This is a genomic window from Enterobacter sp. 03-F-07-AD-ECC (assembly GCF_047530935.1).
GTDB lineage: Bacteria > Pseudomonadota > Gammaproteobacteria > Enterobacterales > Enterobacteriaceae > Enterobacter > Enterobacter cloacae.
The window spans coordinates 1-13,993 of sequence record NZ_JBLKBZ010000005.1 but is presented as its reverse complement, the minus strand read 5'-3'; the positions used below and the strand labels follow the sequence as shown (position 1 = coordinate 13,993).

At 55.0% G+C, this 13,993-nt stretch carries 18 protein-coding genes and 1 pseudogene; 11 read left to right on the top strand and 8 right to left on the bottom strand.

Features of this window, described 5'->3' with window-relative positions:
* Positions 1 to 17: 17 nt before the first annotated feature.
* The 8 genes and pseudogenes from fliL to rcsA all read left to right on the top strand — a co-directional run bounded on the left by fliL (position 18) and on the right by rcsA (position 5,013).
* The gene (gene fliL / locus ACMWKA_RS09425) at positions 18 to 488 is read left to right on the top strand and encodes a flagellar basal body-associated protein FliL (RefSeq protein ID WP_014832480.1); all 471 of its coding nucleotides are present in this window, start codon (positions 18 to 20) and stop codon (positions 486 to 488) included.
* 4 nt (positions 489 to 492) lie between these two features.
* Positions 493 to 1,497 (top strand): flagellar motor switch protein FliM, encoded by a 1,005-nt coding sequence (gene fliM / locus ACMWKA_RS09420; RefSeq protein ID WP_013097736.1) that lies wholly within the window; start codon positions 493 to 495, stop codon positions 1,495 to 1,497.
* Positions 1,494 to 1,907: a flagellar motor switch protein FliN gene (gene fliN, locus ACMWKA_RS09415; protein WP_414760147.1), complete on the top strand. Its 414-nt coding sequence runs from the start codon at positions 1,494 to 1,496 to the stop codon at positions 1,905 to 1,907. The genes fliM and fliN overlap by 4 nt, the downstream gene beginning before the upstream one ends.
* A 2-nt stretch (positions 1,908 to 1,909) precedes the next feature.
* Complete coding sequence (gene fliO / locus ACMWKA_RS09410) at positions 1,910 to 2,284, top strand: flagellar biosynthetic protein FliO (RefSeq protein ID WP_038419977.1); 375 nt, start codon at positions 1,910 to 1,912, stop codon at positions 2,282 to 2,284.
* Positions 2,284 to 3,021, top strand: a complete 738-nt coding sequence (gene fliP / locus ACMWKA_RS09405; protein WP_013097738.1) for a flagellar type III secretion system pore protein FliP — start codon at positions 2,284 to 2,286, stop codon at positions 3,019 to 3,021. Before fliO ends, fliP begins: the two co-directional genes overlap by 1 nt.
* A 10-nt stretch (positions 3,022 to 3,031) precedes the next feature.
* Complete coding sequence (gene fliQ, locus ACMWKA_RS09400) at positions 3,032 to 3,301, top strand: flagellar biosynthesis protein FliQ (RefSeq protein ID WP_008500315.1); 270 nt, start codon at positions 3,032 to 3,034, stop codon at positions 3,299 to 3,301.
* A gap of 7 nt (positions 3,302 to 3,308) precedes the next feature.
* A pseudogene (gene fliR / locus ACMWKA_RS09395) lies at positions 3,309 to 4,110 on the top strand (flagellar biosynthetic protein FliR).
* Between the two features lie 279 nt (positions 4,111 to 4,389).
* Positions 4,390 to 5,013 carry a transcriptional regulator RcsA gene (rcsA, locus tag ACMWKA_RS09390; protein ID WP_013097740.1) on the top strand — a complete coding sequence of 208 codons (624 nt, stop codon included), beginning with the start codon at positions 4,390 to 4,392 and terminating at the stop codon, positions 5,011 to 5,013.
* An 88-nt stretch (positions 5,014 to 5,101) separates the two neighbouring features.
* Here rcsA and dsrB read toward each other — a convergent pair whose 3' ends face one another.
* Positions 5,102 to 5,290 (bottom strand): protein DsrB, encoded by a 189-nt coding sequence (dsrB, locus tag ACMWKA_RS09385; protein WP_013097741.1) that lies wholly within the window; start codon positions 5,288 to 5,290, stop codon positions 5,102 to 5,104.
* 128 nt (positions 5,291 to 5,418) lie between these two features.
* On the opposite strand from dsrB, the gene yodD reads away from it, so the two are divergent.
* Positions 5,419 to 5,646, top strand: coding sequence for a YodD family peroxide/acid resistance protein (yodD, locus tag ACMWKA_RS09380; RefSeq protein ID WP_013097742.1), 228 nt, complete (start codon positions 5,419 to 5,421; stop codon positions 5,644 to 5,646).
* 270 nt (positions 5,647 to 5,916) lie between these two features.
* A complete protein-coding gene (locus tag ACMWKA_RS09375; RefSeq protein WP_048972039.1) occupies positions 5,917 to 6,747 on the top strand; it encodes a mannosyl-3-phosphoglycerate phosphatase-related protein in 831 nt (276 codons plus the stop codon).
* On the opposite strand, the gene dgcQ is transcribed toward ACMWKA_RS09375, so the two are convergent.
* From dgcQ to ACMWKA_RS09360, 3 genes are all read right to left on the bottom strand, one after another.
* Positions 6,732 to 8,432: a cellulose biosynthesis regulator diguanylate cyclase DgcQ gene (dgcQ, locus tag ACMWKA_RS09370; RefSeq protein WP_414760146.1), complete on the bottom strand. Its 1,701-nt coding sequence runs from the start codon at positions 8,430 to 8,432 to the stop codon at positions 6,732 to 6,734. The genes ACMWKA_RS09375 and dgcQ overlap by 16 nt on opposite strands.
* A 73-nt stretch (positions 8,433 to 8,505) precedes the next feature.
* A complete protein-coding gene (locus tag ACMWKA_RS09365) occupies positions 8,506 to 8,688 on the bottom strand; it encodes a YodC family protein (protein WP_414760145.1) in 183 nt (60 codons plus the stop codon).
* A gap of 78 nt (positions 8,689 to 8,766) precedes the next feature.
* On the bottom strand, positions 8,767 to 9,687 hold the full coding sequence (locus ACMWKA_RS09360) for a DUF808 domain-containing protein (protein WP_170942733.1): 921 nt from the start codon (positions 9,685 to 9,687) through the stop codon (positions 8,767 to 8,769).
* A 169-nt stretch (positions 9,688 to 9,856) separates the two neighbouring features.
* Between ACMWKA_RS09360 and yedA the strand changes: the two genes are divergently transcribed.
* Complete coding sequence (gene yedA, locus ACMWKA_RS09355) at positions 9,857 to 10,771, top strand: drug/metabolite exporter YedA (RefSeq protein WP_013097747.1); 915 nt, start codon at positions 9,857 to 9,859, stop codon at positions 10,769 to 10,771.
* On the opposite strand, the gene ACMWKA_RS09350 is transcribed toward yedA, so the two are convergent.
* The 4 genes from ACMWKA_RS09350 to drpB form a co-directional block, all read right to left on the bottom strand.
* Positions 10,731 to 11,234 (bottom strand): very short patch repair endonuclease, encoded by a 504-nt coding sequence (locus tag ACMWKA_RS09350; protein ID WP_023619809.1) that lies wholly within the window; start codon positions 11,232 to 11,234, stop codon positions 10,731 to 10,733. The two genes, yedA and ACMWKA_RS09350, sit on opposite strands and share 41 nt — an antisense overlap.
* Positions 11,215 to 12,630, bottom strand: coding sequence for a DNA cytosine methyltransferase (locus ACMWKA_RS09345; protein WP_038419988.1), 1,416 nt, complete (start codon positions 12,628 to 12,630; stop codon positions 11,215 to 11,217). The genes ACMWKA_RS09350 and ACMWKA_RS09345 overlap by 20 nt, the downstream gene beginning before the upstream one ends.
* Positions 12,631 to 12,691: 61 nt before the next feature.
* A complete protein-coding gene (locus ACMWKA_RS09340) occupies positions 12,692 to 13,393 on the bottom strand; it encodes a phosphohydrolase (protein ID WP_013097750.1) in 702 nt (233 codons plus the stop codon).
* 51 nt (positions 13,394 to 13,444) lie between these two features.
* Positions 13,445 to 13,714 carry a cell division protein DrpB gene (gene drpB / locus ACMWKA_RS09335; RefSeq protein WP_013097751.1) on the bottom strand — a complete coding sequence of 90 codons (270 nt, stop codon included), beginning with the start codon at positions 13,712 to 13,714 and terminating at the stop codon, positions 13,445 to 13,447.
* Positions 13,715 to 13,993 lie beyond the last annotated feature (279 nt).

Sequence of the window (13,993 nt, the reverse complement as noted above, 5' to 3'; positions counted from 1 at the left end):
CAGGAAGCTCGTATCAGATGACTGACTCCGCGATCACCAAAAAAAGTAAGCGTTCCATCTGGATCCCGCTGCTGGTGTTAATCACGCTCGCCGCCTGCGCTACCGCGGGCTATAGTTACTGGCGCATGCAGCAGAAACCTTCTACTGCTGCGGCCAAAGCCGAACTGCCACCTCCGCCGGCACCGGTGTTCTTCCCGCTGGATACCTTCACCGTCAACCTCGGTGATGCGGATCGTGTGCTGTATGTCGGCATCACGCTGCGCCTGAAAGATGAAGCCACCCGTTCCCGACTGAACGATTACCTTCCGGAAGTGCGCAGCCGTCTGCTGCTGCTGTTCTCTCGTCAGGACGCTTCAACGCTTGCCACCGATGAAGGTAAGCAAAAGCTGGTCGACGCTATTAAGCAAACGCTGGCGACCCCGCTGGTGAACGGCCAACCTAAGCAGGAAGTCACTGACGTTCTGTATACAGCCTTTATTCTGCGGTAACGACATGGGCGACAGTATTCTTTCTCAGGCAGAAATCGATGCGCTGCTCAACGGCGACAGCGATAAGAGTGATGATCCGCAACCGGGCATTGGCGGCGATAGCGATATTCGTCCCTATGACCCGAATACCCAGCGTCGCGTGGTACGTGAACGTCTGCAGGCGCTGGAGATCATTAACGAACGTTTTGCACGTCAGTTCCGTATGGGGCTGTTTAACCTGCTGCGTCGTAGCCCGGATATCACGGTCGGTGCGATCCGCATTCAGCCGTATCATGAGTTTGCCCGCAACCTGCCGGTGCCAACCAACCTTAACCTGATCCATCTGAAACCGCTGCGCGGCACAGGTCTGGTGGTGTTTTCCCCAAGCCTGGTGTTTATTGCGGTGGATAACCTGTTCGGCGGCGACGGGCGCTTCCCGACCAAAGTAGAAGGTCGTGAATTCACCCACACCGAACAGCGCGTCATTAACCGCATGCTGAAGCTGGCGCTGGAGTCATACAGCGACGCGTGGAAGGCCATTAACCCGCTGGAAGTGGAGTATGTGCGTTCTGAGATGCAGGTGAAATTTACCAACATCACCACCTCTCCGAACGACATCGTCGTCAACACGCCATTCCACGTGGAGATCGGTAACCTGACCGGCGAGTTCAACATCTGCCTGCCGTTCAGCATGATCGAACCGCTGCGCGAGCTGCTGGTCAACCCGCCGCTGGAGAACTCACGTCATGAAGATCAGAACTGGCGTGAAAACCTGGTGCGCCAGGTCCAGCATTCACAGCTTGAGCTGGTGGCGAGCTTTGCCGATATTCCGCTGCGGTTATCCCAGATCCTGAAATTACAACCCGGTGACGTTTTGCCGATAGAAAAACCCGACCGCATTATTGCCCATGTGGATGGTGTCCCCGTGCTGACAAGTCAGTACGGCACAATTAACGGCCAGTATGCGTTACGCGTTGAGCACTTGATCAACCCGATTTTGAATTCGCTGAATGAGGAACAGCCCAAATGAGTGACATGAACAATCCGTCCGATGAAAACAGCGGAGCACTGGACGATCTGTGGGCTGACGCGTTAAACGAGCAAAAAGCGACCCCGGCCAAAAGTGCAGCGGATGCCGTCTTCCAGCAGTTAGGCGGCGGTGATGTCAGCGGCACGCTGCAGGACATCGACCTGATTATGGATATCCCGGTTAAGCTGACCGTTGAGCTGGGCCGCACCCGCATGACCATTAAAGAGCTGCTGCGTCTGACGCAGGGTTCCGTCGTGGCCCTCGACGGTCTGGCCGGTGAGCCGCTGGATATCCTGATCAACGGGTATCTGATTGCTCAGGGTGAAGTGGTGGTCGTGGCCGATAAATACGGCGTGCGTATCACCGACATCATTACCCCGTCTGAGCGCATGCGTCGTCTGAGCTGTTAAGAATGAAAACCCAGGCAACAGTATCACAACCTTCCGCCGTTCCCGGCTCACCGCTGCTCCAGGTGAGCGGCGCGTTGCTCGGTATTATTGCCTTTATTCTTATCGCCGCCTGGCTGGCGAAGCGTTTTGGCCTGGCGGGTAAAACCGCCGGGACGCGCGGTCTGAAGGTCAGCGCCAGTACAACACTGGGGCCACGCGAGCGCGTGGTCATCGTAGACGTTGAGGACGCACGGCTGGTGCTGGGCGTCACCGCGTCAAACGTCAACGTTTTACATAAACTGCCGCCCGCCCCTGCTGTCAGTGATGAGCGTGCAGAAGCCCCTGCGGATTTCCAGTCCGTCATGAAGAGTTTGCTTAAGCGTTCCGGGAGATCCTGATGCGCCGTTTGTTATCCCTGACGCTCGCGGGCGTTGGCCTGTTTGCTCCTGCGGTTTATGCGCAACTGCCCGGTCTGGTTTCAACCCCTCTGGCGGGCGGCGGACAAAGCTGGTCGCTCCCGGTTCAGACGCTGGTGTTCATCACCTCGCTGACCTTTATTCCGGCGATCCTGCTGATGATGACCAGCTTTACCCGCATCATCATTGTCTTTGGCCTGCTGCGAAACGCGCTGGGTACCCCGTCCGCGCCGCCAAACCAGGTGCTGCTGGGCCTGGCCCTGTTTTTGACCTTTTTTATTATGTCGCCGGTGATCGATAAGATTTATACCGACGCCTACCAGCCGTTCAGTGAAGATAAAATCTCCATGCAGGAGGCGCTGGAGAAAGGCGCGCAGCCGCTGCGTGAATTCATGCTGCGCCAGACGCGCGAAGCGGATCTGGCCCTCTTTGCCCGCCTTTCCAACACCGGGGAGCTGCAGGGCCCGGAAGCCGTGCCGATGCGCATACTGCTGCCTGCGTACGTCACCAGCGAGCTGAAAACCGCCTTCCAGATTGGCTTTACCATCTTTATCCCGTTCCTGATTATCGACCTGGTGATCGCCAGCGTACTGATGGCGCTCGGTATGATGATGGTTCCACCAGCCACCATTGCCCTGCCCTTTAAGATCATGCTCTTTGTGCTGGTCGACGGCTGGCAGCTGCTGGTCAGTTCGCTGGCGCAGAGTTTCTACAGTTGAGGAGCACGCAATGACGCCAGAATCGGTCATGATGATGGGCACGGAAGCGATGAAAATCGCGATTGCCGTTGCCGCGCCGCTGCTGCTTGTCGCCCTGGTGACCGGTCTGATCATCAGTATTCTGCAGGCCGCCACGCAGATTAACGAAATGACGCTCTCGTTCATTCCGAAAATCATCGCCGTGTTCGTGGCAATCATTGTTGCCGGGCCGTGGATGCTCAATCTGCTGCTGGACTACATGCGTAACCTGTTTACCAATCTGCCGTACATCATCGGCTGACGCGACGATGCTCCATTTTACCAGCGACCAGTGGATTCAGTGGCTTGGGGTCTATTTCTGGCCCATGCTGCGCATCCTGGCGCTGATCACCACCGCCCCGATTCTGAGCGAGAAAGCGATCCCGAAGCGGGTCAAAGTGGGGCTGGGCATCATCATCACCATCATCGTTGCCCCTTCCCTGCCTCCGGTGAATGTTCCGATCTTCTCGGCCAATGCGGTATGGGTGGCGTTGCAGCAAATTCTGATTGGCGTGGCGGTTGGTTTTACCATGCAGCTGGCCTTTGCGGCCGTGCGCACCGCCGGGGAACTGATCGGCCTGCAGATGGGGCTATCGTTCGCCACGTTTGTCGACCCCGGCAGCCACCTCAACATGCCGGTGCTGGCGCGCATTATCGATATGCTGGCGATGCTGCTTTTCCTGTCGTTTAACGGCCATCTGTGGCTCATCTCCATGCTGGTGGACACCTTCCACACGCTGCCCATTGGGGAAAACCCGGTTAACAGCAATGCGTTCCTGGCACTCACCCGCTCCGCAGGGCTGGTGTTCCTCAACGGATTGATGCTGGCGCTGCCGATCATCACCCTGCTCCTGACCGTGAACCTGGCGTTGGGTTTACTCAACCGCATGGCCCCGCAACTGTCGGTGTTCGTCATTGGTTTTCCGCTGACGCTGACGGTGGGAATTTTATTAATGTCATTGCTAATGCCACTTATCGCCCCCTTCTGTGAGCATTTATTCGGCGAGATATTCAACCTCTTAGCGGATATTGTCAGCGAGCTGCCACGTAAATAATAGTCCTCACAGTTGATATTGTCTTTCTGAGGATATTCCTAAAATAAAACACGAAAAACATCTTCCAGGATATATCTGACGCGGTTTAATTGTTTCTAACCACCTCACAATACTTAATATTTACTTTACTTTAAGATGATTCCTGGCAAATTATACGTAACTTTACGGGATAGTGAGTCCGCCTGAAAGTCTTTGTCATGCTCACAGGTTTATTAATTTTTTCCATCCCGTATGGCTGTTTATGAGCTCTCAGGCAGATGGTGAATTATCGTTACGCATTGAGTGAGGGTATGCCATGTCAACGATCATTATGGATTTATGCAGCTACACCCGGCTAGGGTTAACCGGGTATCTGGCAAGCAGAGGGGTAAGAAAGAGAGACATCAACGACGCACACACCGTTGAGGAGCTCGCAGCCGCTTGTGATGAACTCAAACCAGGCGTGGTGTTTATTAATGAGGACTGTTTCATTCACGATCCAGCCAACAGTCAGCACATTAAGCAAATCATTAATCAGCATCCTAAAACCCTGTTTATTGTTTTTATGGCGATCGCAAATATCCATTTCGATGAGTATTTGTTAGTCCGTAAAAATTTATTGATCAGTTCTAAATCGATAAAACCAGAGTCGCTGGATGACATTCTGGGGGATTATTTGAATAAGGAAGTTAAGAATGTAGGAGCGGTTAACTTACCCACCCTATCATTAAGCAGAACTGAATCAAGCATGCTGCGAATGTGGATGGCCGGGCAAGGAACGATTCAAATTTCAGACCAGATGAATATTAAAGCGAAAACCGTTTCGTCACATAAAGGAAATATTAAAAGGAAGATTAAAACCCATAATAAGCAAGTGATCTACCACGTTGTCCGCCTGACCGATAATGTGACGAACGGGATTTTCGTCAACATGCGTTAGTTGCATAAGACCTTGAGTACCCTACACGATCTCTGGCCTGGCCAGAGATTTTTGCTTTTACGGGCGCTGTCGGGCACCCGATGCCGTGTTACTCCGCTTTTTCCACAAAGATGCCATCCGGATGCCCCAGTTCGTTAAAGAACCAGATGCCGAGCGGGTAGTCTTCCAGTGATACCAGATACATTGTACCTTCACTAAACTCTTCAATTGCCAGTACCACCCCCGGGCGGCGCGGTCCACCGTCCGTTTTGACAGTAACCCGATCGTTAACCTTCATACGTTCCTCCTGTGGTTTTGAGCCAGTGTAGAACAAAACGCAAAATCACACATCGCCACGGCGCGCGAATGGCGTTTTTGTGTTCAGTCTATAATCAATGTTGGACACGGTTGAATGAGGACCCCGAAATGAAGACCGATAAAGAGTACAGCGACACCATCAAACGCGAGGTCGAAGTGGATGTCGATGCCCTGTTGGCCGCCATCAATGAGATCAGTGAGTCAGAAGTTCGTCGTACGGATGACAACTCTGACCGGGTCATCGTCAACGGAAGGGATTATCACACCTACCGTGAACTGGCCGAGGCCTTCGAGCTTGATATCCATGACTTTAGCGTGTCTGAAGCGAATCGTTAGGACGAAAAAAATCCCGGTCATGGGGATGGCCGGGATCAAACTTGCTTATGCAAGAAGCACTTGAAAATTCGTTACACCAGGAAATCTGATGTAGTCGAAACACTATCCTCAACGATTTTGCCTGACAAGCATATATTCTCGTGGCGAATATTATATTTTTTAAACGTGAATTTTTGTTATGAGCAGCAAGGTACGTCGAATGCGGGTTTGGCGGGATCGGTTCCGCACGTTTCCCTTCCGACAGTCCTATTTTTTTAGGAATATTCTTAGATGAAGCGCTATTCGCAATCGGGAGCTGCACGGCCTTCCCTGCAGGACACCCTGCTGATTTTTTCCGACCTGGATGGTTCGTTGCTGGATATTCATACCTACGCCTGGCAGCCGGCAATGCCCTGGCTGGATAAGCTGCAGGATTTTCAGGTACCGCTCATTCTGTGCAGCAGCAAAACCGCAGCGGAGATGCAGGATATTCAGCAGGATCTGGGCCTCGAGGGGTTACCTTTTATTGCCGAAAACGGCGCGGTCATCCAGCCCGATGTCCGTTGGGAAAAGGCGCAGCGCCATACTATGGGAATGCTTCACCGCGACATTCGCCCGTTCATTGAGCAAATCCGCCTGCAGGCAGGGTATAAATTCACCACCTTTGACGATGTCGATGACCGGGTGATCGGCGAATGGACGGGGCTGAGCCGCTATCGTTCCACGCTTGCGCGTAAACATGAAGCCTCTGTTACGCTCATCTGGCGCGACACCGATGAGAAAATGGTGCAGTTTGAAGAGGAGCTGGCGCAGCGCGGTCTGAAATGCCTGCAGGGTGCCCGCTTCTGGCACATTCTGGACGCCTGCTGCGGTAAGGACGTGGCGGTGAACTGGCTGATTGCGCAGTATCGCGAACAGGAAGGCATCATGCCCACGACGCTCGGGCTGGGCGATGGTCCGAATGATGCGCCCCTGCTCGACAGCGTCGACTTCGCGGTGGTGATCAAGGGCATTAACCGCCAGGGCATCACGCTGCGCGACGATAACCCTGCCCGGGTGTATCACACGCAGCAAGCAGGACCGGCGGGCTGGCATGAAGGGCTGGATCACTTCTTGTCGTGATCGTCCCAGGCCACCTGGTTGCGGCCGCGCTGTTTTGCCAGATACAGCCGGGCATCCGCTATCGACTGCAGCTGTTCGAAGTCGTAATTCCCCTTCTCCTGCGCGCAGCTGACCCCCATCGACGCGCTGATACGCAACGTCGTGCTCTTTTTCACCAGGATCTCTTTGCTGTCGATGCGTGAGCGAATGCGTTCCGCCACCGCTCTCGCCTCCTCCAGCCCGATACCCGGCAGTACCACGCAAAACTCTTCCCCGCCCACGCGCCCGGCAACGTCGTTCTTACGCAGGGCGCTGGCAATCAGCCCCGCCGCATGGGACAGCACCTTATCTCCGGCCTGATGGCCGAAGCGGTCGTTAATGCTTTTAAAATAATCGAGATCGATCTGCACCACCGAGAACGGCAGCGACTGCGCCTGACATTTCCCGGCCAGCGCTTTTGCCCGCTCAAACAGCGCCCCACGGTTATGAAGGCGGGTGAGCGGATCGTGCCAGGCCTGCCACTGCAACGAGTGCTGGAGCGTGTACATGTTGCTGACCATCCGGCGGATCACCAGCCAGGAGATCAGCAGCATGGCGGTGAAGAGCGCCCACAGGAGCGCCAGCACGATACTGATGCTGCCGAAGTCGCCTTTTACCCCTTCATGCAGGGTATGCACTCGCAGGATAACCCCGTCAAAATGGTCGAGCCGCTCCCAGCTGACAAAACGGCTGCCGAGCCGGATCCCGCCGCCGGTATTGTTCTCAATAGCATGCGCAATCTGTGCCGTTTCACGCTCATCAAAATGGTTGGCCTCGCTTGTGGACGCTTCAGAAGAGGCAATCATATTGAGCCGGGTATCATACAGCTGATATTCGCCCTCGGCGTGGTCATCCGTCGCGTCGGCCAGCAGACGTTTCATGGTATTGAGAGAAAAATCCATCGCCACCACGCCGTACCAGTAATGGTCAAAATAGATGGGTACGCTGGCGGTGATCATGCGCTCGTTACCCGTCCAGGTTGACGGTGTGGAGATAAACCACAGCACCGCGCGCGCACGGTTGTTACGTTCCGTTTGCTGCGTAAACCAGGGCTGGGTCACCAGATGGTAATAACGCGGGATGATATCGGCGCTCTGTGCCGGTGTATCCGTGGAGAGGTAAAACCCGGCGCGGGAGACATAGACCACCCGTTCTTCGCTGCGCATGACCGGTGAGGCCAGCCTGAGCAAATACCCCACTTCAAGCGCAGCAGACACTTCATTATCGAGAAGTTCATCGTCGCGATTAAGCAGCGTGGTCTTTTCAACAAAGGCATCCGATACGCCGTTGATGGGCAGCGTACGTTTTGTATCCACAGCCAGCTGCCAGAAAGGACGAGACCGGTCTGCATTGAAGCGTGTCACCGCTGCACGCAGGACATCAAACGCCAGCGGCGTCTGGAGCGCATCGCGCATGCTCTGGCGAAAAAAAAGCAGTTTGTCCACGCTGAACTGAAGCTGTCTGTCCAGCGACGTGGCCACCGTTTCCAGATGGTTGCGCTGGCTTGAGATATAGGCATCTTCCAGCACCACCACTTCACGCCAGGTGAGGAGGGTCGAAAAAACCAGTACCACCAGAAAACAGAGATTAACAATCGCACCTGGATTGCTACGCTTATGCAGCCATTGCAGAAAAGTTCGTCTTACAACAAAAGTATCATGCTGCACACATACTCCCTGATCGCTTCCTTACACCCGATACTTGATATAAAAACGCCCGGCAAGGCCGGGCGTTAAGTGATTAAATCTTGTCACGCTTTTGCCGCCCGTCACCCGGCTGAAGCTCATCTTCACGAAACGCTTCCCGCTTGATGCTGTAACCGTCATGCCACCGACACTCCACCATTCCGCTGGAATAGCCGGTGACAATCATACGTGGGCCGCCCTTCTTAGGCTTAACTTCATCACTGACCAAAAAGACCATACCTGCCTCCTGTATCAGGGTGAAACTTTTTCAATTTAGACGAGGAATGGCCTTTTTGCATCCTGGCGCGGGTAACAATTAGTGCGCCGTACCGCGCAGCTTTTCAACCAGCTTCACTGCGGCGACCACGATACTGCCCACAATAAAGCCCAGCACCAGATTAAGCAGCGTAGGCAGAATGGCCGCCACCACGGCGCCCTGCTGTGCAGCAAAATGTTCTATCGCATGGTGCAGCGGCGCAATACCATGTACCACAATCCCACCGCCGACAAGGAACATCGCCAGCGTCCCCACCACGGAAAGACTCTTCATCAACCACGGGGCGAGCACCAGCAGGCTTTTACCAATCCCTTTAGCTACCGCGCTCGATTTCGCTTCCAGCCAGAAGCCAATATCATCGAGTTTAACGATAAGCCCCACCAGGCCGTAAACCCCCACCGTCACCAGAATGGCGATCCCGGAGAGGATCAGCACCTGATTCAGCAGCGGCGATTCAGACACGATACCCAGGGTAATGGCCACAATCTCCGCCGACAGAATAAAGTCGGTACGAACGGCGCCCTTGATTTTATCGCGTTCGAAGGTTTTTGGATCCTGCGCCGCCAGCGCTTCCAGACGCTGCTGGCGCATTTCAGGCGTGTCGTGCTTCTTCCTCGCGGCGAAGGAGTGCAGCACCTTCTCTACCCCTTCAAAGCATAAAAATGCGCCGCCAATCATCAGCAGCGGCGTAATCGCCCAGGGGATAAAGGCGCTGATCAGCAGCGCCAGCGGCACCAGAATCACCTTGTTGAGGAATGAGCCTTTCGCCACGCCCCATACTACCGGCAACTCACGGTTAGCCCGCACCCCGCTTACCTGTTGCGCATTTAGCGATAAATCATCCCCCAGAACCCCTGCTGTTTTCTTCGCCGCCAGTTTTCCCATAACGGAAATATCGTCCAGCAAGGTGGCAATATCGTCCAGCAATGTTAATAAGCTACTTCCCGCCAAAATGACTATCCTTCTTTTTTTGCTAATTAAGTGAATAGTATGGAACAAAACCGCACACCCGGAAACAGGCACATTGCGTCAACAAAAATTTCACAGCAACTACACAATTAAAGGGCTCGCCAGCCCGGTAGTTTTGACGTTTACTATGAGCGAACTTTTTATTTCGTCGTGAGGGACTATGCGTTTTCGGCACTTACTACCGCTCATCGGGGCGCTCTTTTCGCTGTATATCATCTGGGGGTCAACCTACTTCGTCATTCGCATTGGGGTGGAAAGCTGGCCTCCGCTGATGATGGCGGGTATCCGTTTTCTCTCGGCTGGCGTCCTGCTGATGGCCTTCCTGCTGCTGCGCGGACATAAACTCCCCCCGCTGCGCCCGATGCTGAATGCGGCGCTGATTGGCCTGCTGCTGCTGGCCGTGGGCAACGGCTTTGTCACCGTCGCTGAACATCAGAACGTGCCCTCCGGTATCGCGGCGGTAGTGGTCGCCACTGTCCCGCTGTTCACGCTCTGCTTTAGCCGTCTTTTCGGCATTCGCACCCGCAAGCTGGAATGGCTGGGGATTGGAATTGGGCTCGCCGGGATCATTCTGCTCAACAGCGGCGGCAACCTGAGCGGTAACCCGTGGGGGGCCGTCATTATCCTTATCGGATCCATGAGCTGGGCGTTTGGCTCCGTCTATGGTTCGCGTATTGAGCTGCCGTCCGGCATGATGGCGGGTGCCATTGAAATGCTTGCCGCAGGCATTGTGCTGCTGATTGCCTCCATGCTGACGGGCGAAACGCTGACAACCATGCCGGATCTGTCTGGCTTCCTCGCCGTGGGTTATCTGGCGCTGTTTGGCTCCATCATTGCCATTAATGCGTACATGTTCCTCATCCGTAACGTCTCTCCGGCGGTCGCCACCAGCTACGCCTACGTTAACCCGGTCGTGGCCGTGCTGCTGGGGACGGGACTCGGCGGTGAAACGCTGTCGCCGGTTGAATGGCTGGCGCTGGGCGTGATTGTGTTTGCCGTGGTGCTGGTCACGCTGGGGAAATACCTGCTGCCCGCTAAGCCTGAGGTGGTGCCGTGTCAGGTGGAGAAACCGTAAACGGATGAATGCCCTGAGTGTCGATCTGCGCGGTCTGACCGCCGCCGCAGATCCACTCTTCCAGCCGTTCGGTCAGATCCCGATCGTTCAGCTTCAGTCTGCCGCGTAGCGCACACTCCCACACCACCAGCACCCGCCATCCCTGTTCGACAAGCGTGGCGATATCCCGCCGATCGCGCTGGACGTTTTTGCCAATCTTCTCCAGCCAGAAATCGGTGCGCGTCGCCGGGACTTTAAACAGATAGCAGTCGTGACGGTGCCAGAAGCAGCCGTGGGTAAAGATAATGCACTCATAGGCATCAATGACGAAATCAGGACGCCCGGCAAGTGCGGCATCCTGCACCCGAAAGTCAAAGCCTGCCTCGGTCAGTAGCCCGGCGAGGCGTTTCTCAATTGCCGTATCACGCGTGCCGATGGCACGCATGTTTTTACTGCGCGTCGCCTTATTGTGCACATCCGTCATTGACGGCCTCACTCTGGCGCAGGGCAACCGCCTGTTTAATGCGTGAGGACAGCAGTTTCGCCACCGCCGCAAAGGCGGGCACCACCACCGAGTTGCCAAACTGTCGGTAGGCCTGCGTATCAGAGACCGGAATGCGGAAGCTGTACCCCTGCGGCGTCTCAAACCCCATCAGCCGCGCGCACTCGCGTGGGGTTAAGCGACGTGGACGATGACGCTGGTTCTCAGGGTTATCAAAGTCTTTCTCGCCCAGCGCTTTGTCCCAGCCACGGTCGATCAGGATCTCCGCGCCGTCTTTGTAATAGCGCGCGGACAGGGTGCGGGTGACACAGTGCGGATCGTTCGGGTTGACCAGGCCAAAACCAAAACCGTTGCCTTTTGCCTGATGCTTTTTGGCATAGCGATAGAGGTACTTCCACAGCACCGGGGTGAGGATAAATTTCGCGTCGACGGCGGGCTCCAGAAGATCGGCGACGGACGGACGGCGCGCCGGATAGAGCGACGGGATATCCCGCAGGGTAAAATCACCTTTCAGGTTGAGATCGCGGCGGAACCCGACCAACACAATACGTTCCCGGTGCTGGGGCAGGAAGTGTTTCCCGTCAATGATTTTCGGATCATCGGCACCCATATCCTGGGAATCCGCCACGTCGTAGCCCAGCTCATCCAGCGTCTGCATAATAATGCGGAAGGTTTTACCGCCGTCATGACTCTTTAAATTCTTGACGTTTTCCAGCACAAAAATGGCCGGACGGCGGGCATCGATAATACGGGCGACATCAAAAAACAGGGTTCCCTGCGTATCGCAGGCAAAACCGTGGGCACGTCCGAGGGCATTTTTCTTCGATACCCCGGCAAGCGAGAATGGCTGACACGGGAAGCCCGCCAGCAGTACGTCATGCGCCGGGATGTTCTGGCGGATATGCTCGGCCGCCTCTTCATCGCTCACGCCACTTTTATGGCTCAGCGTGACATCGCGGATATCCGCGTTGAAGTGATGCGCATCCGGGTCACAATACCAGTTGGCTTTATAGGTGCGGACCGCGTGTTTGTTCCACTCACTGGTGAAGACGCACTGTCCGCCGATGGCTTCAAATCCGTGTCGAATGCCCCCGATACCGGCAAACAGATCGATAAAGCGGAAGGCATAATGGGGATGGGCGGCGGAAGGACGCGGAAGCAATGTTTGCAGATAACGAAACTCGCCGTCGCTCAGGCGATGCCCTGCCCGCTCGCTGGTGATAAGTCTCTTAATGATTGCCGGGCTCCAGTGGCCCTCACCGTGTGCCATGAGCTGGCTGGCGAGGGTTTTGGCATCATAGATATCCAGCAGCTGGCGCAGCAGCGCCTGCACCGTTGCCGTTGATTTCTCAGCCTGCTCAGGTGCGGGCTCACTCACTGATCGATTTTCCTGCATTCTTTTAACCGGACAATAAAGACTGGAAACAGATTACCACAGTTCAACGGTGCAAACTGCGGCGGAAGCGGCTCAGTACCTGGCTATCCAGCCCCAGGCAGTCACCCTGTAATTCGGCACTCAGTTTTGCCATAAACTGGATGAGAAAATCGGCGTTGTGGCGTGCCAGCTCGCGCCCCATTTCTGTTTGCATTGTATCAGGCAGGCGCAGCAGCTTGGTCTGAAAATGGTCGAGGGCAAACGCCCGGTCATCAAGGGTTCGCGCATCAGCAAAGGGATCGCGTGCGTCAAAAAGCGGCACGCCCAGCGCCCCCGAAACGGCAAACACGCGCGCCAGGCCAATCGCCCCTAACGCTTCCAGCCGGTCAGCATCCTGCACAATTTTCGCTTCCAGACTCTGCGGCGCGATCCCGGCGCTGAAGCTGTGCGCCTCAATAGCATGCGCCACGGCGTCATAATGCGCGGGGGGAAAGTCCGGGAAGTCGCGATGCAGGATCTCACGCGTTTTACGCGCTGCCAGCTGGGATGACTGGCCGCGTTCAGGATGGTTTTTCGGCAGGCTGACAATATCGTGGAAATAGCAGGCGGTCAGGATCACCAGCGGCTCGACCGCCTGGTTAGCCAGGATTTTTTGCGCCGTCATCCAGACGCGACGAAAGTGCGAAATATCATGCGCGGTGTCGTCGGTGGTGTGGTTTTCCCCGAGCCAGCGCTCAAAACGTTGCTGCCACTGCGTAAGTTCCATCATCACGTCCTGTTGTTAAAATGGTTACAATAGCAACTTTCCCGGACGCTATCACGAGTTGTCCTGACGGGGACGGGTGTACCACGCAATCCCGCCCAGGATCAGGCCGACCGTGCCCAGCACCAGAAACCCCAGCAATGCCCCAAGCCATTTGCCGCTGGTCGACCCCAAATCCCCCTCCACTGCCGCATTCGGCAGCGACGGTATTTTACTGATGACCCAAACATACCGGGCCATCGCCCAGACAAAGTAACCGCAAAAAGCGTAAAACACCCACAGGGCCAGTTTGCCTCCCAGGCTGCGTTCGATTTTTCGTTCCATCTTACACTCCACGGTCACTGCCGTACCGTTTGCACATGCTTACTCGGGTTTTGTGATAATCGTCACATTTTGGCATTAAACCCTGTACTGTGTGAAGGTTTCTGACGCTCAGTTTGCGTTAAGTTGATCCTGGGCAAGGTTGCAGAAGAGGACGACTGGTGAGTGTTTAATTCGGAGAAATATAATTTAGGTTAATAATAGAATTTATAAAATAACCACGAAAAATACTTAACAATAATTAACCAATATATATTTCAAATTATAATTCACGAGAAAAAT

Coding starts and splice junctions, on each gene's coding strand:
- fliN (WP_414760147.1), top strand. CDS start 1,494: ATGAGTGACATGAACAATCCGTCCGATGAAAACAGCGGAGCACTGGAC.
- ACMWKA_RS09375 (WP_048972039.1), top strand. CDS start 5,917: ATGAAGCGCTATTCGCAATCGGGAGCTGCACGGCCTTCCCTGCAGGAC.
- yodD (WP_013097742.1), top strand. CDS start 5,419: ATGAAGACCGATAAAGAGTACAGCGACACCATCAAACGCGAGGTCGAA.
- fliM (WP_013097736.1), top strand. CDS start 493: ATGGGCGACAGTATTCTTTCTCAGGCAGAAATCGATGCGCTGCTCAAC.
- fliQ (WP_008500315.1), top strand. CDS start 3,032: ATGACGCCAGAATCGGTCATGATGATGGGCACGGAAGCGATGAAAATC.
- ACMWKA_RS09340 (WP_013097750.1), bottom strand. CDS start 13,393: ATGGAACTTACGCAGTGGCAGCAACGTTTTGAGCGCTGGCTCGGGGAA.
- fliP (WP_013097738.1), top strand. CDS start 2,284: ATGCGCCGTTTGTTATCCCTGACGCTCGCGGGCGTTGGCCTGTTTGCT.
- yedA (WP_013097747.1), top strand. CDS start 9,857: ATGCGTTTTCGGCACTTACTACCGCTCATCGGGGCGCTCTTTTCGCTG.
- fliL (WP_014832480.1), top strand. CDS start 18: ATGACTGACTCCGCGATCACCAAAAAAAGTAAGCGTTCCATCTGGATC.
- ACMWKA_RS09365 (WP_414760145.1), bottom strand. CDS start 8,688: ATGGTCTTTTTGGTCAGTGATGAAGTTAAGCCTAAGAAGGGCGGCCCA.
- dsrB (WP_013097741.1), bottom strand. CDS start 5,290: ATGAAGGTTAACGATCGGGTTACTGTCAAAACGGACGGTGGACCGCGC.
- ACMWKA_RS09350 (WP_023619809.1), bottom strand. CDS start 11,234: ATGACGGATGTGCACAATAAGGCGACGCGCAGTAAAAACATGCGTGCC.
- fliO (WP_038419977.1), top strand. CDS start 1,910: ATGAAAACCCAGGCAACAGTATCACAACCTTCCGCCGTTCCCGGCTCA.
- rcsA (WP_013097740.1), top strand. CDS start 4,390: ATGTCAACGATCATTATGGATTTATGCAGCTACACCCGGCTAGGGTTA.
- drpB (WP_013097751.1), bottom strand. CDS start 13,714: ATGGAACGAAAAATCGAACGCAGCCTGGGAGGCAAACTGGCCCTGTGG.